Annotated in this window: 25 protein-coding genes and 1 tRNA gene; 3 read left to right on the top strand and 23 right to left on the bottom strand. The window is 57.8% G+C overall.

All coding sequences use genetic code 11. From position 1 onward, the window contains the following. Positions 1 to 10: 10 nt before the first annotated feature. From ACR0MP_RS16625 to ACR0MP_RS16610, 4 genes are all read right to left on the bottom strand, one after another. Positions 11 to 580 carry an arsenate reductase (azurin) small subunit gene (locus ACR0MP_RS16625; RefSeq protein WP_170408230.1) on the bottom strand — a complete coding sequence of 190 codons (570 nt, stop codon included), beginning with the start codon at positions 578 to 580 and terminating at the stop codon, positions 11 to 13. A 5-nt stretch (positions 581 to 585) separates the two neighbouring features. Beyond that, positions 586 to 1,770, bottom strand: a complete 1,185-nt coding sequence (locus ACR0MP_RS16620) for a cytochrome-c peroxidase (protein ID WP_480439567.1) — start codon at positions 1,768 to 1,770, stop codon at positions 586 to 588. Positions 1,771 to 1,781: 11 nt separating this feature from the next. After that, positions 1,782 to 2,888: a cytochrome-c peroxidase gene (locus ACR0MP_RS16615; protein WP_480893832.1), complete on the bottom strand. Its 1,107-nt coding sequence runs from the start codon at positions 2,886 to 2,888 to the stop codon at positions 1,782 to 1,784. A gap of 159 nt (positions 2,889 to 3,047) precedes the next feature. Next, on the bottom strand, positions 3,048 to 3,302 hold the full coding sequence (locus ACR0MP_RS16610) for a BolA family protein (RefSeq protein ID WP_170398480.1): 255 nt from the start codon (positions 3,300 to 3,302) through the stop codon (positions 3,048 to 3,050). A 107-nt stretch (positions 3,303 to 3,409) separates the two neighbouring features. Between ACR0MP_RS16610 and ACR0MP_RS16605 the strand changes: the two genes are divergently transcribed. Continuing rightward, the gene (locus ACR0MP_RS16605; protein WP_170398478.1) at positions 3,410 to 4,033 is read left to right on the top strand and encodes a DnaJ domain-containing protein; all 624 of its coding nucleotides are present in this window, start codon (positions 3,410 to 3,412) and stop codon (positions 4,031 to 4,033) included. Between the two features lie 33 nt (positions 4,034 to 4,066). Here ACR0MP_RS16605 and dld read toward each other — a convergent pair whose 3' ends face one another. From dld to ACR0MP_RS16590, 3 genes are all read right to left on the bottom strand, one after another. After that, complete coding sequence (gene dld, locus ACR0MP_RS16600; RefSeq protein WP_170737025.1) at positions 4,067 to 5,749, bottom strand: D-lactate dehydrogenase; 1,683 nt, start codon at positions 5,747 to 5,749, stop codon at positions 4,067 to 4,069. Positions 5,750 to 5,763: 14 nt separating this feature from the next. Continuing rightward, positions 5,764 to 7,830, bottom strand: coding sequence for a TRAP transporter large permease subunit (locus ACR0MP_RS16595; RefSeq protein ID WP_480761889.1), 2,067 nt, complete (start codon positions 7,828 to 7,830; stop codon positions 5,764 to 5,766). Positions 7,831 to 7,958: 128 nt separating this feature from the next. Beyond that, positions 7,959 to 9,011 carry a TRAP transporter substrate-binding protein gene (locus tag ACR0MP_RS16590; RefSeq protein ID WP_170398473.1) on the bottom strand — a complete coding sequence of 351 codons (1,053 nt, stop codon included), beginning with the start codon at positions 9,009 to 9,011 and terminating at the stop codon, positions 7,959 to 7,961. A gap of 330 nt (positions 9,012 to 9,341) precedes the next feature. On the opposite strand from ACR0MP_RS16590, the gene ACR0MP_RS16585 reads away from it, so the two are divergent. Then, a complete protein-coding gene (locus tag ACR0MP_RS16585; protein ID WP_170408227.1) occupies positions 9,342 to 10,115 on the top strand; it encodes a FadR/GntR family transcriptional regulator in 774 nt (257 codons plus the stop codon). Positions 10,116 to 10,171: 56 nt separating this feature from the next. Here the strand turns inward: ACR0MP_RS16585 and ACR0MP_RS16580 are convergent, their stop codons facing one another. The 10 genes from ACR0MP_RS16580 to ACR0MP_RS16535 all read right to left on the bottom strand — a co-directional run bounded on the left by ACR0MP_RS16580 (position 10,172) and on the right by ACR0MP_RS16535 (position 16,889). Continuing rightward, positions 10,172 to 10,933 carry a hypothetical protein gene (locus tag ACR0MP_RS16580; protein ID WP_480563079.1) on the bottom strand — a complete coding sequence of 254 codons (762 nt, stop codon included), beginning with the start codon at positions 10,931 to 10,933 and terminating at the stop codon, positions 10,172 to 10,174. 82 nt (positions 10,934 to 11,015) lie between these two features. Further along, positions 11,016 to 11,678: a GNAT family N-acetyltransferase gene (locus tag ACR0MP_RS16575; RefSeq protein ID WP_480887220.1), complete on the bottom strand. Its 663-nt coding sequence runs from the start codon at positions 11,676 to 11,678 to the stop codon at positions 11,016 to 11,018. Then, the gene (locus ACR0MP_RS16570) at positions 11,671 to 12,069 is read right to left on the bottom strand and encodes a ketosteroid isomerase-related protein (protein WP_170398462.1); all 399 of its coding nucleotides are present in this window, start codon (positions 12,067 to 12,069) and stop codon (positions 11,671 to 11,673) included. Before ACR0MP_RS16570 ends, ACR0MP_RS16575 begins: the two co-directional genes overlap by 8 nt. A gap of 2 nt (positions 12,070 to 12,071) precedes the next feature. After that, the gene (locus ACR0MP_RS16565) at positions 12,072 to 12,524 is read right to left on the bottom strand and encodes an arsenate-mycothiol transferase ArsC (protein WP_170398460.1); all 453 of its coding nucleotides are present in this window, start codon (positions 12,522 to 12,524) and stop codon (positions 12,072 to 12,074) included. A gap of 3 nt (positions 12,525 to 12,527) precedes the next feature. Then, on the bottom strand, positions 12,528 to 13,007 hold the full coding sequence (locus ACR0MP_RS16560) for a UPF0262 family protein (protein WP_170398457.1): 480 nt from the start codon (positions 13,005 to 13,007) through the stop codon (positions 12,528 to 12,530). Between the two features lie 98 nt (positions 13,008 to 13,105). After that, complete coding sequence (gene hisD, locus ACR0MP_RS16555; protein ID WP_480887222.1) at positions 13,106 to 14,407, bottom strand: histidinol dehydrogenase; 1,302 nt, start codon at positions 14,405 to 14,407, stop codon at positions 13,106 to 13,108. 60 nt (positions 14,408 to 14,467) lie between these two features. Then, the gene (locus ACR0MP_RS16550; RefSeq protein WP_170408223.1) at positions 14,468 to 14,989 is read right to left on the bottom strand and encodes a GNAT family N-acetyltransferase; all 522 of its coding nucleotides are present in this window, start codon (positions 14,987 to 14,989) and stop codon (positions 14,468 to 14,470) included. Then, the gene (locus ACR0MP_RS16545) at positions 14,986 to 15,462 is read right to left on the bottom strand and encodes a DUF2948 family protein (protein ID WP_170408222.1); all 477 of its coding nucleotides are present in this window, start codon (positions 15,460 to 15,462) and stop codon (positions 14,986 to 14,988) included. Before ACR0MP_RS16545 ends, ACR0MP_RS16550 begins: the two co-directional genes overlap by 4 nt. Next, positions 15,459 to 16,727, bottom strand: a complete 1,269-nt coding sequence (gene murA / locus ACR0MP_RS16540; RefSeq protein WP_170398447.1) for a UDP-N-acetylglucosamine 1-carboxyvinyltransferase — start codon at positions 16,725 to 16,727, stop codon at positions 15,459 to 15,461. The genes ACR0MP_RS16545 and murA overlap by 4 nt, the downstream gene beginning before the upstream one ends. 6 nt (positions 16,728 to 16,733) lie before the next feature. Further along, positions 16,734 to 16,889, bottom strand: a complete 156-nt coding sequence (locus ACR0MP_RS16535) for a hypothetical protein (RefSeq protein ID WP_170425679.1) — start codon at positions 16,887 to 16,889, stop codon at positions 16,734 to 16,736. Positions 16,890 to 16,972: 83 nt separating this feature from the next. On the opposite strand from ACR0MP_RS16535, the gene ACR0MP_RS16530 reads away from it, so the two are divergent. After that, positions 16,973 to 17,047, top strand: a tRNA-Thr gene (locus ACR0MP_RS16530). A 145-nt stretch (positions 17,048 to 17,192) separates the two neighbouring features. Here the strand turns inward: ACR0MP_RS16530 and ACR0MP_RS16525 are convergent. The 6 genes from ACR0MP_RS16525 to ACR0MP_RS16500 form a co-directional block, all read right to left on the bottom strand. Beyond that, a complete protein-coding gene (locus ACR0MP_RS16525) occupies positions 17,193 to 19,010 on the bottom strand; it encodes a BCCT family transporter (RefSeq protein WP_480887224.1) in 1,818 nt (605 codons plus the stop codon). 77 nt (positions 19,011 to 19,087) lie between these two features. Then, positions 19,088 to 20,098 carry an Ldh family oxidoreductase gene (locus tag ACR0MP_RS16520; RefSeq protein ID WP_170408219.1) on the bottom strand — a complete coding sequence of 337 codons (1,011 nt, stop codon included), beginning with the start codon at positions 20,096 to 20,098 and terminating at the stop codon, positions 19,088 to 19,090. 13 nt (positions 20,099 to 20,111) lie between these two features. Beyond that, complete coding sequence (locus ACR0MP_RS16515) at positions 20,112 to 20,741, bottom strand: DUF3726 domain-containing protein (protein ID WP_480887227.1); 630 nt, start codon at positions 20,739 to 20,741, stop codon at positions 20,112 to 20,114. Continuing rightward, positions 20,738 to 22,420 carry a hypothetical protein gene (locus ACR0MP_RS16510; protein WP_480887339.1) on the bottom strand — a complete coding sequence of 561 codons (1,683 nt, stop codon included), beginning with the start codon at positions 22,418 to 22,420 and terminating at the stop codon, positions 20,738 to 20,740. Before ACR0MP_RS16510 ends, ACR0MP_RS16515 begins: the two co-directional genes overlap by 4 nt. Then, positions 22,420 to 23,397, bottom strand: a complete 978-nt coding sequence (locus tag ACR0MP_RS16505; protein ID WP_170408216.1) for a membrane dipeptidase — start codon at positions 23,395 to 23,397, stop codon at positions 22,420 to 22,422. The genes ACR0MP_RS16510 and ACR0MP_RS16505 overlap by 1 nt, the downstream gene beginning before the upstream one ends. Next, complete coding sequence (locus tag ACR0MP_RS16500; RefSeq protein ID WP_170737030.1) at positions 23,397 to 24,839, bottom strand: aldehyde dehydrogenase family protein; 1,443 nt, start codon at positions 24,837 to 24,839, stop codon at positions 23,397 to 23,399. Before ACR0MP_RS16500 ends, ACR0MP_RS16505 begins: the two co-directional genes overlap by 1 nt. Positions 24,840 to 24,916 lie beyond the last annotated feature (77 nt).

Here is a 24,916-nt window from a genome sequence, read left to right as displayed (position 1 = left end):
TCCGCTTCCCTTATGCAATGAGGTTGTCGTAACGGCCGTAGATCAGGCCGAACATGCCAACGGCGTAGATATCGTCACCATCCAGTTCCAAAAGGACCTGCGGCAACGATTGGTAGGCCTGCCCCGAAACGAGGATGCCGTGCCGTGTCATGTCATAGGTGGACAGGTGCAACGGGCACGGGCCCAGCACCTTATGTTCAGGCTTGTAGCTGTCATACATCGACCCGCCCTGATGGGTGCAGGTGAGGTTGAAGGCCACAACATCCTTTTGCGGACCAATGCCGCCGCCGCTTTCCACGCCGGTTTTCACAAGGATCGAGTCCGAATAGTCGCCCTCGTCCGGGTAGTAGAACTCGACCGGCACATCCTGTTCCAACTCGGAAAGTTTGCCGATCAGCTTGCGCGGATAGGTCGATACCAAAGCGGGCACCTGTTCCGCCTGGCCATGGCGGGTGGGCATGGTCACCATCACGGCAAAGGTGGTGGCACCCGAGGCGAACAGGAACTGGCGGCGGTTCACTGTGCAGGCCTTTTTGGCGTCGCCCGAACAGCTGCATCCGGTTGCGTTATGATCTTTCATGACGCTTACTCCTCTGCTGCCGCGGGAAGCGGCTGGTAATCCGGCAGATCAGGTTCTTCGACCAGAATCTCGTCACCGGACAGGGATTTCAGGAAGGCCACCAGATCCGCTTTTTCCTGATCATTCAGGCCAAGGGGTTGGATCAGCGGAGATTTATTGGCCGAGAACTCATTCTCGCCGCCGCCCTGGTTGTAGAACTCGACCACATCCTCAAGCGTCTCCAACATGCCGTTGTGCATGTAGGGTTCGGTATAGAGGGTATAGCGCAGGCTTGGCGTGCGGAACTTCCCCTTGTCGGCCTTTTCCTTGGTACGGAAATAGAAGCCGGGGTCGTCCTTGGTGTGGCGGTACATCTCTTCGGTCGAGCCTTTGGCATAAAGCTCATACCGGAAGGTGACTTGCGCCAGACCATCGTCCTGCCAACCGTCATAGGCGGGCACACCGGTGTTGTAGTATTTTTCATCCGACAGCAACGCACCGTTATGGCATTCGGAACACTGCGCCTTGCCGGTGAACAATTCCAGCCCGCGTTTCTGCTCGTCGGTCAGCGCCGCGTCATCCCCACGCAGATAATTGTCGAAGGGCGTGTCGGTCTGAACTATGGTCCGTTCAAACGCGGCGATGGCCCGCCATGCATTGCTGATACGCGGCCACTGATCGCCGAAGACATCGTTGAAGCGTTCGACATATTCGGGGACGAAGGCCAGGCGCGCCTCCATCATGTCGGCCTCACCGTTGCCGGCGACCGCACCGCCTGCGGCGGATTTGGCCTGGTTCTCAAGGCTTTTCGAGGAACCTGCCCAGAACAGCTTGCCGTAATAGGCCGAGTTCACGATGGTCTGGCTGTTGCGCCAGTGGGTCGTGCCCGGATAGCCGAACGAGATCGGTGCCTCGACGTCCCAGCCGACATCTGGCATGTGACAGGCCGAACAGGGCGTCGACGGATTCCCGCCAAGACGGGCATCAAAGAACAGCATCTTGCCCAGTTCGATCTTGGCGTCGGTTTGCGGGTTGTCCAGCGGGATCGGCGGCTCGCCCAGCGCCACCAGCGGCGAGTCTACATCGGGGTCTGCGCCACCGATGCCGGCCTCAATCTCCATGCTGGTTTCCGCAATCGCCTGTGCACCTAGGACGGCAAACAGGGCAGCGGTGGCGATTGTGCCTGAAAGGTAAGACTTTAGGTCTTTCATGGGTCCACTCCTCAGTTTGTCGCGTCTTGCCAGTTTTCGATCGGCGCATAATCCGTATCGATGTCCTCGGCGACGAAGTCCGGGCCGGTCAGCGGCTCACCAGACAGCGCCTTAAGGAAGGCCACCAGCTGTGCTTGTTCGGTCTCGCTGAGGCCAAGCGGCTTGATGCGCGGATCCTTGTTTTCATCTTCGCCACCACCGGCGTTGTAGAAGGCCACCACATCCTCGAGCGTCGCAATCGAGCCGTTATGCATAAATGGCGCGGTATAGATCAGCTCACGCAGCGTGGGGGTCATAAACGTGCCGAAGGTATCGGCGGTGTGAGTGCGGATATACGCACCGGGGTCGGCGCGCAGGTTCATGTAATTCTCGACGCCGAGGAACTTCATCATGGTCACAAAGGTGATGTGACGTTCCGGGGTCGCCCAGATATCGGGGTTGTCGCCCACGCCGATATTGTGCGGCAGATCATCCGTGAACCGCTCGCCCGAGTGGCAGGAATTGCAGCCGCTGGCATTGAACAGCTCATAGCCCGCCTTGGCGTCTTCCGACATCTCGCCGGAATCGAACGGCGCGCCGCGCGAAATTAACGTTTTCAGATATTCCGGGATGGCGTTACGGACCCCGCCGTTCGACGGCTCGCCAAATCCGGCGGCTTCGAACATCTCGACATAAACCGGATCTTGCTTGATGCGTTCCTGCATCAAACGCATATCCATGTTCATCGAGTATGTCTCGGTGATGCTTTCGCGGGTCGCGTCGTTGAGGTTGGTGCCAATGCGCCCGTCATGGAACCACGCGGCGCGCTTGGCGCTGTTAATCAGCGTCGGCACGTTGCGGAAATGCAGGCTGCCGGCATAGGCATCCGATAGGGCCTGCCCGTCGGTAAAGCCGTTTTCCGGCTGGTGGCAGCTGGCGCAGGACAGTTCGGTGTCGCCAGACAGGCGCGGGTCAAAAAACAAACGTTTGCCAAGTGCCGCCTTGGCTTGGTCGAACTCAATGGCTTCTACCGGGCCCGGCTGTTCCGCCTGGGCATGGTGAACCGGGAACGCAACACCCACCGACAGCAATGAAACTGTCGACAGTGCCGAGAACCACGTTCTGGCTTTGGTCATCATTTAAAAAGCCCTCATTATCCGCAAATCTGATCGCTCCGGTTAACCGGAGATCGACGAGGCGAATATTAGAGGGTCATGTATCGCGATGCCTTGATCGAGATTAAATCCGCAGAGAATTGGCGACGTAATCGTCGCTTATCTGAACCAAGGCCGCGACTGTCAGACGTCGATATCCAGAGCAAGCGCATGGATACGGGGGACTATATCCCCCAATGCCGTATGTACTGCGCGATGGCGAGCAACGCGGGATTGCCCCTCGAAAGCCGCAGAACGAATAAGGACGTTGAAATGACTCTCACCGCCCTCCTGATATCCAGCGTGACCACGATGGCTCTCGCTGTCGTCAACCACCTCCAGCTCACGCGGGTTAAATGCTGCCTGCAATCGTTCACGGATTTCGTCGGTCACGCTCATTTTTATGCTCAACGGCAAATAAATTGCCGTCCCCCTCTTCTACTTTCGGCTGCTTAGATTAAACTGCTGCCTCCGAGTCGAAAAGATGCCTTCGTGAGGTTGTGCAGATGGTAAAGTCAGATCCCTTCGGATTCGATATGTCCGTGTCGAGCGCTAAGAAAAAGAAGCCGCGCGGCCGTCGGGGTATGTCAGGTGCGTCCGAAACTTCGGTGCGAATCTGTGATCATGAGGGCTGTGAAGAACCCGGTAAGTTTCGCGCGCCCAAAGCTCCGGACGTGCTGGATGATTTTTTCTGGTTCTGCCAGCAACATGTGCGCGAATATAACCAGAAGTGGAATTTCTTCGACGGCACCACCGAGGCCGAACTGAACGCGCAGCGTTCGAAGGACAAAGTGTGGGAGCGTGAGACCAAACCGATGGGCGATCCCGAGGCCCGTGCCTGGGCACGTCTGGGGATCGAGGACCCGCATCAGGTTCTAGGCGAAAACGCCACCAAAAATCCCGGCCGCGCCAATTCCGGCGGTCGACGCCTGCCGCCGACTGAGCGCCGCGCGATTGAGATCCTCGAAGCGCAAGATAGCTGGTCGAAGGCAGAGATTCGCAAAGCCTACAAGAAGCTGATCAAGGTGCTGCACCCGGATATGAACGGTGGTGACCGATCTCAGGAAGAGCAGTTGCAAGAGGTCGTCTGGGCCTGGGATCAGATCAAGGACAGCCGCAGCTTCAAGTAGTATTCAACGGATACGGGTCAGCAGCGTTCCGTCTCACGAATAGTGCTTGTTGCGGGACATCTTTCCGATTCCCGGGTTCATACTGTTCGTGGGATCGATCGACTTGTAGAAAGCTGCCAGATCGGGTTTGGCCGCATAGAGGTGGCCGACATTGTGTTCGGCCGGGTATTCAGCGCCGCGTATGTCCAGCAACTTTAGCATTGCGGCCTTCAACGCGTTCGGATCCGCGCCTTTCTTGACGATGTAATCCTGATGCAGAACATGACACATGAAGTGGCCATAGTAGAGCTTGCCGACCAGTTGATCCGCGATCTCAACTGGCAAGTCTTCGAACCAGTCGACGTCATTGCGGCGCAGCGCGATATCTAGGGCGATGATATCTTCCACTTCGGCTGCATGAACCTTCATATAACGAATGGCTGCACCTGCGGCAGCAAAACGATGTAGCCCAGCGATCTTTGCCTCACGCAGGTCGCATTCAAAGAAATCCAGCTTGTCTTCAGCAGTCATGTCATTGAGTAGATCGCGCGCTTCATCGATACCGCCATCGCGCATTTTGAGTATGAGGTGATGCGGATACCGATCCCGATAGGCCCGCATCCGGCGCGGCAGGATATCGGGCCAAAGTCGCATCGCGAACTGCATGAAACGATCGGTAAAATTGCCGAGAACCGGAATGCCTTCCAAACGCGCGTCCACCGCGCCCTTCAGCGCAAAGAAAGTGGGCAAACGGTCGGTGCCCAACTTGTCAATCATCACCATGGTGTCTTTGCCATAGCGGTCAGAGATATCGAATACCTCCTCATGCATGTATTCAGCGCTGACCGGCAGGGTTTTGAAGTCGGACAGGATGCGACGGCGCAATTCCGTGAATGCCTCGGTGTCGTGCGCCCCGACGTAGAAAGTACGTTCTGCTTCGTTCTTGGCATATGTATCCAGCCGAACCGCAAAAACCGCCAGTTTACCCGCGCAGCCCGCTGCTTCGTATAGACGCGACTTATCAGCGTTAAAGCGTGCCGGCGTTTCAGCATCTACATTACGCACCCGACGGGCGTAATCGGTGTCAGAGGCTTTGCGATTGTCGGTCTCGATATCAGTTGCTGAGAAATCACCGTTCTGCAGCCGGGTCAGGATTTCTTCGGGTGTATCACCCAACTGCATGCCCAGATGATTGACCAACTCAAGCTCGCCGTCCTGAGTGATCCGCGCGTACAGTGACAGCTCGGTATAGGAGGGGCCGCGCTCGACCAGCGATCCGCCCGAGTTGTTGCACACCCCGCCAACGACTGAGGCACCGATGCACGAAGATCCGATCACCGAATGCGGCTGGCGGCCAATCGGGTCCAGCAGCTTTTCCAGCGCAAACAGTGTGCTGCCCGGAAAGCTGATGACCTGCTTGCCATCATTGATCAGATGCAGATCGTCCATCCGCCGCGTGTTGATCAACACTACATCACGATCGTAGCTACCCTTGGGCGTAGACCCTTCGGTCAGGCCGGTATTGGCGGCTTGCATGATGACGATTTTGTCGGCGGCAACGCAGGCTTGAAGCACCTGCCATTGTTCCAGCAGCGTGGCGGGCTGAGCCACCGCGAGCGCGTCCCCTTCACCTGATCTGAACCCCCGGCGAAAGCGGCGGGTGCTGCGCGACGAAGTCAAAACGCGCCGCCGCCCACAAATGGCCTGAAGACGCTTGATCAGATCGGCATCGTTCATCCAGCTACCCTCCGTTAATACGCGACCGAGGGCAACCACGTGGCCAGTTGCGGCCACAAGAAGACAAAGAACAGGCCGGTCAGCTGCAGTATCACGAATGGGATAATCCCTTTATAGATGTCAGTCAGCTTGATCTCGGGCGGGCAGACCCCTTTTAGATAGAAAAGCGCAAATCCAACCGGAGGTGTCAGGAAAGAGGTCTGCAACGTCACCGCCACAAGGATTACGAACCACACCAGCGCAGGTTCATCGATGACACCGAAGCCGTCGATATCCAGGCCCAGCCCGTTCACGATGGGGCGCATCAAGGGCAGAACGATGAGCGTGATCTCGATCCAGTCCAGCACGAAGCCCAGCAGGAAGACGATGAACAGGATCATGAAGACAGTGCCATTTGGGCCGAGCCCGGTACTGTGGATCATATCCTCGATCAGCGCGTCGCCGCCCAGTTCGCGCAAGACATAGGAGAACACTGTGGCACCCAGGAAGATCGCGAAGATATAGGCGGTGGTGTTGAACGTTGCTTTCAGCACGTTCACCAGCTTGGCCAGCGTCAGCTTGCGATATCCCAGCGCCAGCAGAGTGGCTCCCAACGCGCCCACGCCCGAGGCTTCGGTCGGTGTGGTCAAACCCGCGAAGATCGAGCCCAGCACGGCGAGGATCAGGGCCAGCGTCGGCAAGACTGCAATCAGCACGTCCTTGACTGCGTTCCAGTCAGGACGGGTTGCGCCTTCGGGTACCGGGGCCACGTCGCGTTTGATCAGGGCGATGACAAAAATATAGGTCAGGTAGAGCGCGCCAATGATCACGCCGGGGAACACTGCAGCCATAAATAGGTCGCCGACCGATAGCGCCATCTGGTCCGCCATGATGACAAGCATGATCGACGGCGGGATGAGGATGCCCAGCGTGCCTGAAGCGCTGACCACACCGGCGGCCAATGAGGGGCTGTATTTCTGCTCCATCATCGACGGCAGCGAAAGCACGCCCAACAGAACCACAGATGCCCCAATGATCCCGGTCGAGGCGGCCAGAATGATGCCGATCATCGTTACCGTGATCGCCAGCCCGCCGCGCACCGTGCCGAACAGGCGCTGCATCGAGGACATCAAACGCTCGGCCACACCGGATTCGTCCAACATCAGGCCCATGAAGATGAACATTGGCAGCGCCACCAGAACCGCATTTGACATGGTGGCATAGACCCGGTTCACCACCGCGCCCAGCGTCAGATAGTCCAGACCGGTCAGCGTTTCCTCAAGCCCGGTCCAGTTCATCATGCCATTGTCGAACAGATAGGCCAGACCGCAATACGCAACGCCAACCCCGGCCAGCGTCCACGCCACCGGGAATCCGGTGAACAGCAACGCGATGAAGGTCAGGAACATGGCGATGACCAGTTTTTCCTCGGTTGTTTCAACCAGGAAGGTCAGCGCTGTTGCGACCACAGCAAAGCCCAGAAGGGCCCAGATGATCAGGCGCAGGCCCTTGCCCTGACGCTCTTCATCCAAATTCATGAATAGCGCGTGCACGTCGTGAATCAGCCGCGCCGCTGCAGCCAATGCTAGCAATACAAAACTGGCCGGGATCACACCTTTCAAGGCCCAACGCGCGGGCAGGCCGGTGGGGCTGTCCGAGGATTCGTTGACCCTCCAGCTTTCGTAGAAATAGTCATAGCCCTGATCGATCATCAGATAGATGAACGGCACGAGCAGGGTGAAAATTCCGATGATCTCGATAATCCGCCGCGCACGCTGGCTGAGTTGCATATGCAGCAAGTCCACTCGCACATGGCTGTCGGTGACCAGCGCATACGAGATGCCGACCATCGTCACCAACCCGTAGAAATGCCACTGGATCTCGTCTAGTTTGGGATAGTTCTGGTTCAGTAGATAGCGCATCGCCACCTGTGAAACGATGGCCCCAACCAGCAACAGGTTGGCCCACATGACCACATGACCTACCGCTTTGACGCCGTTGTCGATCGCTACTGCCAGCTTTTGACGGTCGGGCTCACCATGCTCAAGGATACTTTCATAGACTTCAATCGGGTCGTCCTGATGACGCTGTGTCTCGGCCATGGTCTCCTCCTCAAGAGTTTGGCAGTGGGGACGTGAATGCGCCCGGGTCGTTGGGGAAAATAAAGAAAATCAGAAGGGTCCGAGGGCGGCGGAAGGAAGCCGCCCCCGGACAATCGCAAGTGGCAAATTTACTTGCGGGGGAGGAATGCGTTCTCTTTCCAGACCGCATAACCGTCACGGAATTCGTTCATGTCGGCCAGAACCTTGGCAAAGAATTCGTCGTTGGCGGCCTGTTCTGCGGCAACCTCTTCCCAGGTCGCGCGGAAGGTCGACAGCATCTCGTCGTTCCACTGCTTGATCTGAACACCATTGTTTTCAACGTTGTCCAGCAGCGCAGCGTGTTGGATCGCCTCACCTTCGGCAAAGCTGTCAGCCATCGAAGCCTTACAGGCATTTTCGATGATCGCTTTGTGCTGATCGCTGGCTTCGTTCCAGACGTCCTTGTTGATCATCAGTTCAAACACCGTCGCTTGCTGGTGCCAGCCGGGGAAATAGTTGTACTTGACCAACTTGTGGAAACCGAGGCGTGCGTCGATGGCAGGCATCGAGAATTCGGTCGCGTCGATCGCGCCTTTTTCCAGTGCCGGGAAGATTTCGCCGCCGGGCAGCAGTGACGTCGCCACACCCAGCTTCTGCATCACTTCACCGCCCAGACCGAAAAAGCGCATCTTCAGGCCGTTCAGGTCTTCGGGGCTGTTGATCTCATTCGCGAACCAGCCCGAGGTTTCGGGAGCGATAATGGCGCAGGGAATGACATGGACGTTGAAACCGGCCTGATCATACATCTCCTGATACAAGCTCATGCCGTTGCCATAGTACAGCCACGCCATGTATTCACCCGCCTCAGGGCCAAACGGAACGGCCGAGAACAACGGTGCAGCCGGGATCTTACCCGCCCAGTAGCCGGCGGTGGTATAGCCCGAATTGATCTTGCCTGAAGACACCGCATCCAGAATTTCAAACGGCGGGACCAGCTTGCCCGGTTCGTAAACCTTCATCTTCAGCGTGCCGCCGGACATCAGGTCCAGCTGTTCGGCCACGCGCGGGATCGGCGAGCCGAGGCCCGGTAGAGCGGTTGAAAACGCGATTGGGGTTTTTAGCAGCATCTTATCCGCCGCGTGGGCAACCGGGGCTGCCAGCAGCGAGGCCGCAACGGCAAGCGATGTCAGGGTGGTCTTCATGGGTTCTCCTCCAAGGTAAAGATCAGCCGGTGGTCTGGCTGTCACTCTCGCCGCGAGCACGGCTTAAGTGGTAAATATTGTTTACCTTGTCATTCAGTCAACAATTTTATTTACCAATATGGCTACGCCGTTGTGATGTGGCTCATAACCAAGATTGACCTTTCATAACCCGGAATTTTCGAATAATTTTGTGACACTCAATAAAAACAAACGCTTATACGCGCAGCGAGTATCCGTATTTTTGGGTAGTTTTTCTTGCAATGTCGAAAGCTAGTGGTAAATATTATAAACAACTTCGACGATCTCTAATCTAACTACCGGACAGGAATTATGAGCACGAACAGCCTCTTTGATCCCGTTGGTCACGAATCAATTGCCGATGCGGTCGTCGCACAAATCGAGACAATGATTGTTGATGGAATCCTGAAAGAGGGTCGCAAAATCCCGTCTGAACGGGAGCTTGCGGAAGCCCTAGGCGTTTCACGCCCCAAGCTGCGCGAAGCACTCCAAATCCTCGAAAATCGCGGCTTGGTGACCGTGCGACATGGCGAGGGCACCTTTATCGCCCCACTGACCGGTCGTGCCATGTCGCCCGCCCTTCTGTCTCTCTATGCCCGGCACGGCAGTGCTTTCTACGATTATCTTGAATACCGGCGCGAGCAAGAGGCCTTTGCCAGCCGCCTCGCCGCACAGCGCGCCACACAGTCCGACAAGGAACGGATTGCAGAAATCATCGATGAAATGCAGCGAGCCTGGGAGAATGACGATCAGGATGCCAGTGAAGAGGCTGATTTTCGACTGCACGCCGCCGTTGTCGATGCGAGCCAAAACACGACCCTTATCCACATGATGGCATCCATCTATGACCTCACGCGCCAAGGCGTGTTCTACAACCGCCGCTTCCTGCGCTCGATGGACGGCACGGGTGAAGCACTGCTAGATCAGCACAAGGCAATCGCGCAGGCCATCATCGATGGCGACCCGGACCGCGCAGAAACCGCCGCACGCACGCATATGGATTTCGTCGAGGATTCATTTCGCGTTGGACAAGAACAACAAGCTCGCGAGATCCGCGCAGCAAAACGGCGGCAGTTTTCGGATTGAGGTCAAAAACAGAGGCGTATTTTTTTGTTCTACGGAAAAGTCTCCCGCACGACGTACTAAGTCTTGGCTTTGCCTTTCTCGACCGGTTCTCGCCTCAGGCACTTTTCCAAGTCTACTTCCAATGCACTGAGGTTTATGTCTCCAGCTCGCAGAGCGTCCACCTCATTGGCTCCTTGCCTCGTCAAACCAAGGTTTTTGAGCAACGTGTTCCAATCCGGTACGTCCCGCTTCAATCCCGCGCGCAGCAAAACCTCAATTTTTCGAATGTACCAAAGGGTCAGAGAAGACACACGAATGTCGGGTGGAGTGTCCACAGGTACATGGGCGGCAATCGCAGCGCTTGCGCACGCCATTGACTCGGATGCCACGTAGAAAGCCTGCGCCGCGCTGTTAGGGTTTACGTATTTAACGCCTTCATTGATCAAAGCTCCACCGGCCAAGACCAAGGCCAAGTCTTTCCCTGAGATCGAGGCCGCACTTCCAAGCGCGGCACCGCCTGCTACAGTGATCAGTGCCGCCGCTGTCAGGTCCCGATTGCGCGCTGCTTCGTCGCCCAGCCTTTTGTAGGCATCTGAAAGTTGCAGCGCATAATACGACGTACGAATAGGACCGCGTTCAAGCAACAGGCTTGTGGACTGAAATGTTTTTGGTGCCGTTTCAAACGCACCCCCGATCCCTAAAGCGTGCTGGATAACGTCTCCCGATGTATTCGACAGCACGGTTTGCTCGGCATTAAAGGCCCTGTTCTCGTAGGCACAACCGGTGATCAAAGTCAGCGGCACCAAGGCCGGAATCAGGCGATTGAAAACGGACTTCATCAAATTTCCCCATGAAAACGCGCAATTGAATAAGTGAAACTATACAATCACAGGGTGTTTCAGGCAAATTCGGCCGCACATGTCATCGCCAACTCACAATGCCACAACCCGTTTCAAACACCCGGCGTGATGCGCATGGATGGCTTATAAATCCCGAATCCAGAATCCAGAATTGAAGCGGCTTTTGGGTTTCGCAATCGTCGCCTCGATCCTTCCACGAGAATTGCGCCACGACGCCAGGAAGTGGCGCATATCCCCGCGCGCGCCAGAAGGCATCCAACGGGCGGTAATGATCTGGTCGCATGGGGTGGTCGTCAGGGCGTACTACACTGCAGAAGGCGCTTTTGGTGAATCCCATCGCATGGGCGTGGGCTTCGCGCAGATCAAAGAACGTATGGCCTGCGCCCTGCCCGCGATACTCAGGCAGCAGAACCGATTCTGCGCAATAGAAGATATCGCCCAGCGACAGGCCCGAGCCTTCGAACGCGGCCGCGAAATCGTCGGCGTGATCCGTCAAGGGCGCACCCGTCGAAGCACCCACCAAAGTATCACCGTCGAACGCTCCGACAACGATGGCCCTGGCGCTATCGACGTAAGACTGCAGGTATTTCCGCTCATACTCCAGATCGCCATCATAGAGATATGGCCAGGCGTGAAATACGTCGATCCGCAGGCGCGCGACTTCATCCAACGCGTCGACCAATGTCGATCCGGTCATTGCGCGGACCTGCGAAATCTCAGCCATTCGAGACCTGTTTGGTCCAGTCCGCAAGGTTGTAGAACGTGGTCACGCGGGTGATCTTCCCGTCGTTAAGGTCAAAAAACGAACCCGCAGGCAAGCGGTAGGTCTGCCCATACGCTTCTGGCAGACCTTCATCAGTTTCCAGATAGGTTCCGTTGACGATGAACTCAGCCGCGGCACGGGTACCGCCTTCGGCCTCGAAGATCACGATATCCGTCAGGTTCTCGCGGTAGCAGCGGTTCATATGCGCGCAGAAGGCGGCAAATTTCTCTTTGCCGACGCGAATCTGACCTTCGTTGACATGATGGGCCACGTCATCCGACAGGCAGGCCAACATGCCATCCACGTCACCGGCATTGAAGGCATCAAAATAAGTTTTCACGGTCGGGTTCATGGTCACTCCGTCGGTTCACCCCAGCGGTCTTTCAGATGCGCGATGATCTGATCTCGGGTTTGTCGATAATGACGTAGCTTGTCCTCGCGGGTTTCACCTAGTCCGGTAGGGTCCATAATTGGCCAATAATCGACATCGAGGTGAAAAAAACGCGTCAGTTCCAGCGCTTTTCGCTGGCTGGCGGGTGACAGGGCCACGATCAGATCAAATGAACTGAGGTCATCGCCCCATTGCTCCATTTCGTCAAAAGAACGCGAGCGGTGACGGGACAGCTCAACGCCAATCTCCTGACAGGCTGCGATGCAGAACCCATCGATCTCAAGATCGTTATGCACACCGGCGGATTGCACATAGGTGCCGGTGCCGTAAAACTTCTTCATGATGCCTTCGGCCATGGGTGACCGAACCGAATTGTGGTCGCAACAGAACAGAATGGACTGCGGCAGAGGCGTCACCCGTTAGCCTCCAAAATGAAGGACGCAGATGAGCGTAAAGAGGCGGCGGGCAGTATCAGTATCAACCTCAGCTTTGCCTTCCAGCCTTTCCTGTAATACGCGGCTGCCTTCGTTGTGGATGCCGCGCCGAGCCATATCGATCGTTTCGATCTGGCTGGGCGGCAGTGTTTTCACCGCATCGAAATAGCTCTCGCAGATCTGAAAATAGTCTTTTACGACCTGCCGAAATGGACCAAGCGACAGATGAAACTCCGCCGCCTTCTCGCTGGCTTCGGTGGCGATATCGAAAACCAGTCGCTTATCACGGATTGATAGCTGCACATGGTAGGGCCCGTCGGGGATCATCCGATCGTCGCGCGCTGGCAGCGTGAACGAGTTATCTTCAAGCAAATCATATATGGCGACCTTCCGCTCCTGCTCGATCTCAGGTGTCGGCGGGGGCAGATTTCGGTCGTCCAGTTCGATATGCGAAATACGGGTCATCTTAACGGTCACAATCCTTGCGTCTGCACAGACCTATAACAACGATTTTCATTGAGCAACGTACAGAAGCGCCATGCGTGCCAAGTCATTGCGTCACTTCAGCCATTCAGCCGGTTAAAGCGCGCCGAAACGGACAGGCCATGCGCTTCGAGGCTTTCGGATTGCGCAAGCGTTTCAGCCGCCGGGCCGATAGCGCGCAAAGCTTCGGGTGTCATATGGCTGAGCGTTGTGCGTTTGAGAAAATCCATCACGCTAAGGCCAGACGAAAAGCGCGCCGAACGCGCTGTGGGCAGCACGTGATTGGGGCCGCCGACATAATCGCCAATGGCTTCGGGCGTGTACTGGCCCAGGAAAATGGCACCGGCATGGATCGTTTGCTGGCTTAACCCCACCGGGTCGGCCACGCAGAGTTCCAGATGTTCAGGCGCGATGCGGTTGGACAGCGCGGCAGCCTCGCCCAGGTCGCGCACAGTGATTACGGCACCAAAGTCGCGCCAGCTGGCCCGGGCGATGGCGCGGCGTTGCAGGGTCTCAAGACGTTTTTCCACCGCTTGCGTCACGGCTTGACCAAATTCTGCGTCATCCGTGATCAAAATGGACTGGGCGCTTTCGTCATGCTCGGCCTGGCTGAGCAGGTCCAGCGCGATCCAGTCGGGGTCATTATCCTTGTCGGCGATTACCAGAATCTCCGAGGGGCCCGCGATCATATCGATGCCGACCTTGCCAAAAACCCGACGTTTGGCAGCGGCGACAAAAGCATTGCCCGGCCCGGTGATCTTGTCCACCGGCGCAATCGTATCGGTGCCATAGGCCAAAGCGGCCACAGCTTGAGCGCCGCCGATGCGATAAATCTCATCCACGCCCGACAGTTGTGCCGCCAGCAGGACCAGCGGGTTTGCCTGACCCTCGGGTGTGGGGACGACAATGGCCAACCGGTCTACGCCCGCCACCTTCGCAGGTATTGCGTTCATCAAAACCGACGACGGGTATGAAGCCAATCCGCCCGGCACATAAAGCCCCGCAGCCGACACCGCCGACCAGCGCCAGCCGAGTGTTGCGCCTGCCTCATCGGTCCACTGATGATCCTCGGGCATCTGCTTTTCGTGATATGCACGAATGCGTTCTGCAGCCAGTTCCAACGCGGCGCGGTCCTGTGGCGTGACCTGCGCGACGGCCTCGGCGATCTCATTGGATGAAAAGGCCATGGTCTCGGGCGTCAGCTCCAGCCGGTCGAATTTCGCGGTAAGTTCGATCACCGAAGCATCACCACGGGTCCGCACATCATCGATGATCTGCGACACAACCGCATCCACGTCGGGGCTGTCCTCGCGCTTGGCGGACAACAGCGCCTGAAATGCAGGTTCGAAATCGGCGGAGGTCGTATCGAGGAAAACGGGCATGTGAGAGACTCCGGAAGCGTTTCAACGGGTCTTATCGCCCGGGCCGGGTGGCCTCAACCCTTAGGCCACTGGGTGCAGCGATTTGCGCATTGGGAATTGGGGAATGCCGTGCCATTCCGTCGGGTCGCCGACATCATGCCAGCCGTGCGCCAGATAGAACGAATGTGCCGTTTTGGTTGCGTGCAGATGCGCCTCAGCGACGCCACGTGTCTGCAGTTCCTCTTCCAACCGATGCAGCAGCGCTGTTCCGAGTCCGCGCCCTGCGTGATCGGGATCGACATAGAGCAGAGATATCTCACCCTCGCCACTTAGACCGCCCACTGCAGTAACCACTCCCACTTGCGTAGCGACCCAAAGGATTGCTCCACTATCGATCCAGTTTCGGACCGAAGCCGGATCCTTATTGGCAGACCAGCGGGAAAGGTTTTCGGGATTATCCAGATGATCCGCCCGACAGAGGTCACGGATCGATCGGATCAGAACACGGCTGATGTCGAATACATCAAACACGGTTGCCCGCCGCACCGCGATGCCGCGTGGCGGATTCGGGAAGGCCTGAGCGATGCCACGTTTATTCTTCACTCGGGGTGATGGGGCGCTTGTCCAGAAGGCGCCTTGTAGGGACGCGTCACATCCTTGAGCGTTGCATCGATGGCCTCAACCGACAGGCGGATCGCGCCGTCGCCTGCCAAGGTCAACAGGATTTGCCCCGCACCATCCTCGCTTGGCTCGAATTCGACCGAGAGCAGAGACAGGATCATGTCCTTGTCGCTGCGGTCGATGCCCTGACTGGCTACCGACAGAACCGAGCCGAACATCAAAACGGCCTGCACCCGCTCGTAGGCGCGACCGCGCCGGGCAGCGGCATCCTTGTCTTCCCAACGAAAGCGATTGAGCAGCAGCGCAAAGCGGCGCTGGCCGGGTTGCCATGTCATCTCGGTCACCGGGAAAACCGCATCCTGCGTCAGGGTCGCAATCACCTGCAGGTCATCGGCATCTTCGGCTCCAAGGTTCAGCGGTGCCTCGCGGCCGTCTTTGAAACTCGCGTCTGTCATTGACCTTTAATCCGTTCGATCTTTGCGCCCACGCCTTCCAGCTTGCGCACCACATGTTCATATCCGCGGTCCAAATGATAGACCCGGCTGACAACCGTCTCACCTTCCGCCGCCATTCCGGCAAGGATCAGCGAGACTGAGGCCCTCAGGTCTGTCGCCATCACCGGAGCGCCTTTCAATCGTTCGACCCCGGTTACGGTGGCCGTGCCGCCATGTACCTCGATATTCGCGCCCATGCGCACCAGTTCAGGCGCATGCATAAAGCGATTCTCGAAAATACGCTCTTCAAGCACGGACACACCTTCGGCAGTACACATCAGCGCCATCATCTGCGCCTGCAGATCGGTCGGGAAGCCGGGGAAGGGTTCGGTGACCACATCGACCGAGGTCACACGCCCGTTCTTACGAGAAACTTTCAGCCCCTTGTCGGTTTCAGAAACACTGATCCCCGCCGCATCCAGCTTGGCGGCGAAGGATTCGACCAGCGACATGCGCCCGCCCAGCAGCTCAACCTCGCCCCCGCAGATCGCCGGGGCCAGCATATAAGTGCCCAGCTCAATCCGGTCGGTCACCACCTGATGGGTCGCGCCGTGCAGACGATCGACACCCTGAATTTCGATGGTCGAGGTCCCCTCACCCGAAATCTGAGCGCCCATCTTGCGCAAGCATTCGACCAGATCGACAATCTCGGGCTCGCGCGCGGCGTTTTTCAGCACCGTGGTGCCCTTGGCCAGCGTGGCGGCCATGACGATGTTCTCGGTCGCGCCAACCGAGGCAAAGCGCATCTCATGCACAGCACCTTTCAGCCCGCCCGACGCCTTCGCGTGCAGATAGCCATCTTTAAGCTCGATCTCGGCGCCCAGCGCCTCAAGCCCTTCGACATGCAAATCCATCGGGCGCGCGCCAATGGCACATCCACCAGGTAGCGACACCACGGCCTGCCCCAGCCGCGCCAGCATCGGCCCCAACACCAGGTTCGAAGCGCGCATTTTTCGCACGATGTCATAATCCGCCGTGTGGCTGTTCAGGTCATGGCTGGACATCGCAATGACCTGACCATCCTGCAGCGAAGACACCTCGGCCCCCAGCGACCGCAGCAGCGCCGTCATGGTCTTGATGTCACTCAAACGCGGCGCATTGGTCAACGTCAGCGGTTCTTCGCTGAGCAAGGTCGCGGGCATCAGCGTCAGACACGCATTTTTGGCCCCCGCAATGGGAATCTGCCCGTTCAGCGGGCCATTACCCGTTACCAGAATCGAATCCATTTGCTCTTATCCCTCGTCCTTTCCGGCTTTGTCCCCGGAGGTGGCCCGCGCCTTGGCCTGAGCCTTGCGCCGCGCCATATTCGCTTTTAGCGCCGCCTTTAGACGGTCTTCGCGCGTTTCCCCGGACTTGCCGTGTTTTTTAGGTGAATTTTTGTCTGCCATTGCCTTTCTCTACAGGAGTAGAAAAAAACCGTCCAGACACCCTTGCGCCGCGTTTCGTTTGAGTCTAATCACCCGCCCACAGCGCTGCTGTAGCTCAGAGGTAGAGCACTCCCTTGGTAAGGGAGAGGTCGAGAGTTCAATTCTCTCCAGCAGCACCATCTTCACGTCCGACATAATGCTTCGAGTGGTGCACGATCACGTGGCGTCTCAGCCACTGGCATTTTCATTGAATTGAGTTGAAGTTGACGCGCGCAAGCGCCTGATGACAGCGGGCGGTTGCATCACAACCGCCCGTGCCTAGGTTTATTCCGCAGGTGCTGTGGTCTGCTTTTGCCTCAGACCATCGCGATAAAGCGCCTTGGCGAGCGCTATGCACATCAGGCCCATGACCATCGTAAAGGGTAGCGCACCGATGATCATCGCATTTCGCAAGGCGTCCATCGGATTGTTTTCACCCGCAGCGAGGATCAGAGCGCCAATCACCGCTGTCAGGATAAAGCCCCAGACGATCTTGTGCTTGTTACCGATGTTCTGATCTCCGCCAGACATGATGGTGTTCATCACCAGAATGCCCGAGTCCGCCGAGGTGACCAGGAAGGTCATGATCAGGACGACGCACATCACGGTGATGCCAGACAACAGCCCACCGGTGATCATCTCTTGCAATGTGACAAACAGCTTGGCGGTGTTCGACGCCCCGACGATGGCGCCTTCGGCGGTGCCATTCAGTTCTAGATCGATCGCGGTGCCACCCAGAATGGTCATCCACGCAAAGCAGACCAGCGCAGGGGCAAAGACACAACCGATGATGAACTCACGCACAGAGCGTCCTTTGGAAATGCGCGCCAGGAACAGGCCGACGAAAGGCGAAAACGCAATCCACCAGGCCCAGTAGAACGTGGTCCAGCCCGCTTGCCAGCCAAACTGCCGACCCGGATCACCTGCGGCGTAGACCGAAGCCAGTACAGATTCCGGCAGCGCGGCGGCGTCGCCTTCCAGGCCAGATTTGAACCCGTCAAACGATCCCCAAGGATTGGTCGCACCGGCATAAAGCGCATCGGCAAACGGCGCTGCTTCACTCGGCAGGGCAGCATCAAACGCCGCCGCCGATTGCGGATTGAAAGCACCAAAGCTGAGCGAAATGAAGTGCTGGATGTAATCGACAAATGCAGTTGCGTAAGTCGTCATCGCGAACAGGAACGACCCAAAGACAACAAAGACCAGCAACAGGATCAGCGACAACACCAGGTTCAGGTTAGACAGGTACTTGACGCCACGACCAACACCAGAGACAGCCGAGATGATCGAAAGGCCCATGATCACAATGAGGCCAGCCAGCAGACCAACAGTGCTGGGGGCTGGTGCGTCACCGGTCAGATCCATCATCCATTCCATACCCGAAATGGCGTATAGGCCGTCGATGAACTGCGAAACCCCGTACCCGATGGTAACTGAAACACCCAGAATGGTTGCTACCACGCCCAGCACATCCACGACGTGGCCCAGGAAGCCGTTCATCAGCTTGCCGAACAGAGGTGTCAGCGCGGTGCGAATAGTCAGGGGCATGTTGCGCGTGTAGGCGTAATAGGCCAGCGACAGGCCGGTCACCACATAGATCGCCCAGGCGTGAAACCCGTAATGCAAGAAAGTGTAGCGATATCCTGACTGCAATGCGTCTTCGCTATTGCCGACGACATCGCCCGCGATGACAACCGGGTTCGATCCCCACAGCCCTAAAGGCTCAGCGGTAGCGAACACCATGAGACCGACGCCCAAGCCCGCGCCAAACATCATCGAAAACCATGAGAAATCCGAGAATTCTGGTTTTTCGCCCTCTGGGCCCATAAGCCGCTTACCGGTTTGCGGCAGCGCCGCCACGACAAACAGGAAAAAGACAAAAAAGCCGACAATAATGATATAGAAGGCGTTGAAATCTTCCAGCAGACGCGAGTTCAGGCTTCCAAGAACTCCGTTTGCATTTGCGGGCCAGACAAGCGCCCAGATAACCAGCGCGACCATGATTGACTTGCTCAGCAAGGCAATCTCAACACTGTGCCCTTCATAAAACCCGCCCGAAGATCGCTTGATCTCCAGATCGGTAAAAGGTTCCTTCATAGACATGTGTTTCCTCCCTATTCGCACGTGTCCTGATTTCCAGAAAGATCTTCATGAGCGTCCCGGAGCTTCGCCATCGAGCCCTACGTCAGCAGAGCTTCAATTTTGTCGAGGGTCGCTACACTGACAGCCACACCATCGTTCTTGGCCACCAAACGCTTTGCCTGGCGGCCGTCACCGGGCAAATGTGCGCCGTTCTGAGATCGGATCGCTTCGACAAGATCGACAATTCTGGAAGAAAATGCGTCATCCGCAGTCGCAGAAGCGTCAATTGCAATAAAGAACTGGCCTGTTTTCGGAGGCCCACCGGCGGTTCCCGAAAAAGGTGAGGCGTGTATCCCAAGCGTGGCACCAGTCAGCGCTGCAGCCAAAACCTCGGTCATCAGGGCAACGCCAACCCCCTTGTACCCACCCGATGGGGCCATGGAACCCTTAAGCCCAACATTCGGGTCGGTCGTAGGGTTGCCATCTGCGTCCAACGCCCAGCCAACCGGGATTGGTTTGCCTTCGCGCGCGTGTTTCATGACCTCGCTTTTGGCGATGGTGCTGGCGCTTTGATCGATCAGTAATGCGGGTTGGCCGTCGTTTCCAGGGACCGCGATTGAAAATGGGTTGGTTCCGACCACCGGTTTGGCACCACCGGACGGCGCGATGGAGGCGGGCGCGTTGGTGAACCCAAGTCCCACAAAACCAGCCTGCGCCAGCCGGTAGGTGTGATACCCCAGAACGCCGCAGTTATAGCTGTTGCGGATCGCCAGCACCGCAACGCCCTGCGTGCGCGCCGCAGCGATCAATGCCTCGAACCCCGCGTCGATCGCCGTGTGGGCGAACCCGGTCGCGGCGTCGACCGTCACTACGCCGGGGCGCGGCTGGGACAGCTGAGGGTTGGCCTGCCCATCTACCTTGCCGCACTGAACATGTTCGCAATAGATCGGGATATAGGCCAGACCATGGCTCGCTACCCCGTCCGCCTCGGTTGCGGCGGTTGCAATTGCCAATGGACGCGCGTTTTCTTCGCTGGTGCCCGCGGACACCAACGCACGGAAAGAAAGATCCTCGATTTCAGCAAGGCTAAGGGTACGGGTTTCGATCATGTCGGTCTCTCATTCAGTCATTGTCGGAAAGGCCCGCACCGGCACCCAACAGCCGGGATTCTTCGGTGGCGGGCGCATAGGTGCGGTGGGCAAATCGGTTAAGGGTGTCCCAACTGTCCGGGTCCGGGGTTGCGCGGGTCACTTGCGGTCGAGGGGTGGAGAGTTGGCCGCCCAGCGCGATCTGGACGTGATCAGAAAGCGCGGGCCATTCCTGCCCGGCTTCCAAATGACCGCCATCCGTTGCGGCCGAGAACAGGTCGGACGTAAGCGAGATCACGCTACCCTGAGCGCGCGCCGCAGAAGCTACGAAGGGCAGCAGATAGACAGGCACCGCAAGGTTTTGGATACGTATGGGACCTGCGTGCAGCAGGTCAGACCGATCAGAAAGCAACGCGCCCGTAATGATCGGACAAAGCACGCCTTGCCCCGCCCAAGCCGACTGCATCTCAACCGGGCGGTGATTCTTGAGTGAGGCCACCAGACCTTGCTCCAACAATTGCGCCAGGGATTTCGTGCCATCAATCCCGTGCGCGCATAGCCAACGTGTGGCTTTGCCCGCCTCTTCCGCCAGACCCCATGGATATCCGGCTCCGCGCGCGGCGCGTTTGGCCGTGGCTTCGACCTCATTCAGCGATACGTTCACGATCCTAGCTCCGGATAGACCCACAGATCGGCAGTCTTGCTGCTTAACTCTTCGGGATAAGGCGCGCCAGCATACATGCAGATACGTACCCAGCGGTCTGAACGAGGATCGAAATGCGTGGCGCCAAAGAACGAGAGTTTGGCACGCAGCATGTCGATCGGCAGAACATCCGCGCTGATCGTGTTGTCGCGAATTTCGCCGTAAGGCGCGACGCGGCTCATTTGCGCGCGACGGATCGTGTGGCGGTGTTCAGGGTGTTCAAGTAGGAACTCGGCGATGGGTGCACCATCCGCCCATTCCGAAAGCGCGCTTTCGGCCAGAGCCGCGTCGCGCGCCGGGGCAAGCGGCTGTTCGTAGTCTGCAATCGGCTCGTCAAACCGCTCACCCAGCCGGGGCTCGAGCTTTTCCTCGGACACATACCAAGCGCGCGCGCAGTGTTCGGGCGCGTACCAGTCCAGATCCATTGCCCAGCCAAAGCTGGCGCGGATCAGGTCGCGCACTGCGCCAACGGTCATCGTGCCATCAATCACATGCGCCGCACCGTTGCTGTCCGCCATACAGCTGGTCAGCCCATCGACCAGTTCTCCGTAGGGTTCAAGGATCAGTGAGGCCAACAACTCCTGCCCTTCTTCGCTGAGCGCAGCCTGAGACCACTTTATCAAGCGGTCCCAAGGCTGATTGCCCGTCAGATCGGTCTTGTCGAGATAGTCCGATATTGCGCACAAGTCAGCATTCAGCGCCGCGAGCTTTTCGATCTGGATTGGATGCTCGGACTTCCACCACGAGATCGACAATCTGCTACGGGCGAAGATGTTGCGAAACTTGGCCGCTTCTGCCTCTGTTGCGGTCTCAATGGACCGAACCCGCGAGATCGCCTCTTCCCGGACCATGATCCAGTTGTTGAACAGGATCGGGTGATTGACGATGAAAGGCGCCATACCTAGCCCGGTCGAATTGCCTATACCCAGCCAACGCGCGATTTCCGGGTTCAACTCTGCGGTCTGGTCGCCACCCTTGGTGCGGGCCATATGTTGCACCAGATCGCGCACGAAGGTCCGCGTCAGGTAGACCGAAAGCATCTCGGCCTGAAATGGCGCGCTGACTTCGTCTCGGTCTGCAATCCTCTCACGATCCGCCGCGCCGAACTTGCCCGAGCCATAGACGGCGGTTGTCCGCATCAGGTAACCGACCTTGTAAATCTGTTCGAGGTCGGGCTGCTGACCGGTGGCAAGACGATCCACAACATGTGCCCACAGACGCACCGAGCGGTTGGCCCGTGACAAGGACAGCTCGCTTTCGCTTACACGCCCGGCCTCTTGCAGAGGTACGTTTTGCGAAAGCCGCTCAATGTCTTCCGGGTCAGGAATTCCGTCAAACAACGCAAAGGTCGCGTCCCATGCCTCGGCGATCACACGATCCGAGCGTTGCTCGGGTGGCAGATCATGGGCAAACGCCACCAACGAATAAGCGCGTTCGGGACCTTGTGCGGTGTAAACCGCGTGACCGACGCCCTTTTCATCAATCAGGAAGACCGGGCGGGTGAATGTCCAGTTTTCGGCAGCCATCCGACGGGTCAATTGCCGCATAAAACTAAGACGGCATTGATGCAACGATCCTAGACGGGACAGGCGCATCACAGTGGCCGGGTCGCGGCGTGCGATATGCGGGCTTTGGTCCATCATGTGCCTTGTGGACCAAAATTATCGGCAAAGAAGCGGTACCAGTTGCCGCCCATGATCCCCGCGACCTCGTCGGAGTTCATGCCAGTGGCGCGCAAGCCGGACTCGATGTTGCCGAAGTCGCGATTGTCCCGAAACCAGCCCGGCATGGGCGGGAAACCGGGGGCCGAGGCCGAACCCTCGCCATAGTCGATCTGTTTTGTCCAGCGCCCCACGCGCATCCATTCAACCACACTGTCGGGCTGATCTTGACACAGGTCGGTGCCAATCCCCAGATGCTGGGCACCGTATTTCTCAGCCGTTCGGGCGATCATCTCACAGAAACTCTCCAACGTGCAGTCGGACTTGTCCTTGAGGTGATGAGGATAGACCGAAAAGCCCAGCATCCCACCATTTTCCGTCACCGCCCGGATCACCGCATCGCGCTTGTTGCGTAAAGCGGGTGACCATTCGTGCGGATTGGCATGGGTGATGGCGATGGGGCGCTCGGACAATTCCGCCGCTTCGATGGTCGACCGATCCGCCGAATGGCTCATATCGACAACAAGGCCCACGCGGTTCATCTCTTTGATCACCTGCTTGCCCATGCGGGTGATGCCGGTGTCTTCGGCCTCGTAACAGCCGGTCGCCAGCAGCGACTGGTTGTTATAGGTCAGCTGCATGAAGCGAGCGCCCAGATCATGCAGAACCTCAACCAGACCGATATCGTCTTCGATCGGGGATGGGTTCTGAAACCCGAAGAACACAGCCGTCCGCCCCGTTTCGCGCGCGATGTCGATGTCGCTGGCCCAACGGCCTTTCATGATCAGGTCCGGGTATTGCTCGAACCAGCGATTCCACTTTTCAAAGTTCAGAACGGTTTCGCGGAAATTCTCATGATAAGCGATGGTGACGTGGATCGCATCCACGCCGCCTTCGCGCAGTTGGCGGAAAATCTTCTCCGACCAGTTGACATATTGCAGCGCGTCGATACGCATCAGACGGGGCCTGCGCTGATATAGGCGGTCTTGACGGTGGTATAGAACTCTGCCGCTGCTTTGCCTTGTTCGCGCGGCCCGTACGAGCTGTCGCCGCGACCGCCAAAGGGTACGTGATAATCGGTGCCTGCCGTAGGCAGATTCACCGTCACCACACCAGTTCGCGCATTGCGGCGGAAATGGGTGGCACGGGCCAGCGATTTAGTCACGATGCCCGAGGTCAGGCCGAAATTGGTGTCGTTCACCACACTCAGCGCCTCGTCATAGCTGCCAACCTTGATGACGCTGGTCAGCGGCGCGAACATTTCCTCGCGGTTTATGCGCATGTCGTTGGTGGTGTTCAGGAACACGCCCGGCGACATGTAGAAGCCCTCATGCGGCATCTTTAGGCGCTGTCCGCCGCAGGCCAGTTCGGCCCCTTCAGATTTACCCAGATCGACATAGGCGAGGTTCTCGCCTAGTTGCTGCTGGCTTACGACGGGGCCCATCTGAACACCTTCTTCCAGCGCGTGGCCAACTTTCATCGCCTGCGCGCCTGCGACGAGTTTCTCGACAAAAGCATCATGGATGTCTGCATGCACCACCAGCCGCGACGAGGCGGTGCATTTCTGACCGGTGCCGCCGAATGCGCCGCCCAATGCCAGCGAAACCGCAAGATCCAAATCCGCGTCGTCCATCACGGCCAGCGCGTTCTTGGACCCCATCTCCATCTGAACTTTGGTCAGGTTCTGGATCGCCGCCGCCGCGATGCCCTTGCCGACCGGAACCGAACCGGTGAAGGAAATCGCGTTGACCTTGGGGCTTTCGACCAGACGTTGGCCAATCGAACGGCCCGAGCCCATCACCAGGCTGAACAGACCCTTGGGAATGTCCTGACGTTCGATGATCTCGGTCAGGGCCACAGCCGAGGCAGGCGTGATGTTGGCCGGTTTCCACACCACAGCGTTGCCATAGCACAGCGCGGGCGCAATCTTCCAAGAAGCGGTCGCGGTGGGAAAGTTCCACGGGCTGATAATGGCGACAACACCCACCGCTTCGCGGCGCACGTCAATCTCGATGTCGGGGCGAACGGAGTCGGCGTTTTCCCCAATCTGCCGAAGACATTCAGCGGCGTAGTAGGTAAAGAACTGACCCGCTCGATAGACCTCGCCCTTACCTTCGGCCAGCGGTTTGCCCTCTTCCCGGCTGAGCAACGTGCCCAGTTCCTCGGCGCGGGTCATCAGCTCGTTACCGATGGCGTTCAGAACGGCCTGCTTACGTTCCAGCCCATAGGCAGCCCATTCAGCTTGCGCGATACGCGCCTGATCCAGCGTCGCTTCAAGTTGGTCGCTGCTGGCTTGCGCGAACATACCAACCAGGTCAGTCAAATCAGAAGGGTTGCGGTTTTCGATTTCGCTTTCGCCTGCCAGCCATTCGCCAGCGATCAGGTTCAGTTTGGTCACAATGCGCCCCAGAGTCTGAATTCGTTTGTCACAGGATGGATTTTCCGATGCACATCAGTCAAACTCAAATAACTTAA

It is taken from the genome of Ruegeria sp. K3, assembly GCF_056531845.1.
The sequence above is the reverse complement of the archived record's forward strand: the minus strand, read 5'-3'. Positions and strand labels throughout refer to the sequence as shown.

Coding starts and splice junctions, on each gene's coding strand:
- ACR0MP_RS16590 (WP_170398473.1), bottom strand. CDS start 9,011: ATGAAGACCACCCTGACATCGCTTGCCGTTGCGGCCTCGCTGCTGGCA.
- ACR0MP_RS16575 (WP_480887220.1), bottom strand. CDS start 11,678: ATGGCTGAGATTTCGCAGGTCCGCGCAATGACCGGATCGACATTGGTC.
- ACR0MP_RS16610 (WP_170398480.1), bottom strand. CDS start 3,302: ATGAGCGTGACCGACGAAATCCGTGAACGATTGCAGGCAGCATTTAAC.
- ACR0MP_RS16585 (WP_170408227.1), top strand. CDS start 9,342: ATGAGCACGAACAGCCTCTTTGATCCCGTTGGTCACGAATCAATTGCC.
- ACR0MP_RS16520 (WP_170408219.1), bottom strand. CDS start 20,098: ATGATCGAAACCCGTACCCTTAGCCTTGCTGAAATCGAGGATCTTTCT.
- murA (WP_170398447.1), bottom strand. CDS start 16,727: ATGGATTCGATTCTGGTAACGGGTAATGGCCCGCTGAACGGGCAGATT.
- ACR0MP_RS16505 (WP_170408216.1), bottom strand. CDS start 23,397: ATGCGTATCGACGCGCTGCAATATGTCAACTGGTCGGAGAAGATTTTC.
- ACR0MP_RS16625 (WP_170408230.1), bottom strand. CDS start 580: ATGAAAGATCATAACGCAACCGGATGCAGCTGTTCGGGCGACGCCAAA.
- dld (WP_170737025.1), bottom strand. CDS start 5,749: ATGAACGATGCCGATCTGATCAAGCGTCTTCAGGCCATTTGTGGGCGG.
- ACR0MP_RS16545 (WP_170408222.1), bottom strand. CDS start 15,462: ATGACAGACGCGAGTTTCAAAGACGGCCGCGAGGCACCGCTGAACCTT.
- ACR0MP_RS16525 (WP_480887224.1), bottom strand. CDS start 19,010: ATGTCTATGAAGGAACCTTTTACCGATCTGGAGATCAAGCGATCTTCG.
- ACR0MP_RS16560 (WP_170398457.1), bottom strand. CDS start 13,007: ATGACCCGTATTTCGCATATCGAACTGGACGACCGAAATCTGCCCCCG.
- hisD (WP_480887222.1), bottom strand. CDS start 14,407: ATGCCCGTTTTCCTCGATACGACCTCCGCCGATTTCGAACCTGCATTT.
- ACR0MP_RS16605 (WP_170398478.1), top strand. CDS start 3,410: ATGGTAAAGTCAGATCCCTTCGGATTCGATATGTCCGTGTCGAGCGCT.
- ACR0MP_RS16615 (WP_480893832.1), bottom strand. CDS start 2,888: ATGATGACCAAAGCCAGAACGTGGTTCTCGGCACTGTCGACAGTTTCA.
- ACR0MP_RS16510 (WP_480887339.1), bottom strand. CDS start 22,420: ATGGACCAAAGCCCGCATATCGCACGCCGCGACCCGGCCACTGTGATG.
- ACR0MP_RS16620 (WP_480439567.1), bottom strand. CDS start 1,770: ATGAAAGACCTAAAGTCTTACCTTTCAGGCACAATCGCCACCGCTGCC.
- ACR0MP_RS16570 (WP_170398462.1), bottom strand. CDS start 12,069: ATGAACCCGACCGTGAAAACTTATTTTGATGCCTTCAATGCCGGTGAC.
- ACR0MP_RS16580 (WP_480563079.1), bottom strand. CDS start 10,933: ATGAAGTCCGTTTTCAATCGCCTGATTCCGGCCTTGGTGCCGCTGACT.
- ACR0MP_RS16535 (WP_170425679.1), bottom strand. CDS start 16,889: ATGGCAGACAAAAATTCACCTAAAAAACACGGCAAGTCCGGGGAAACG.
- ACR0MP_RS16595 (WP_480761889.1), bottom strand. CDS start 7,830: ATGGCCGAGACACAGCGTCATCAGGACGACCCGATTGAAGTCTATGAA.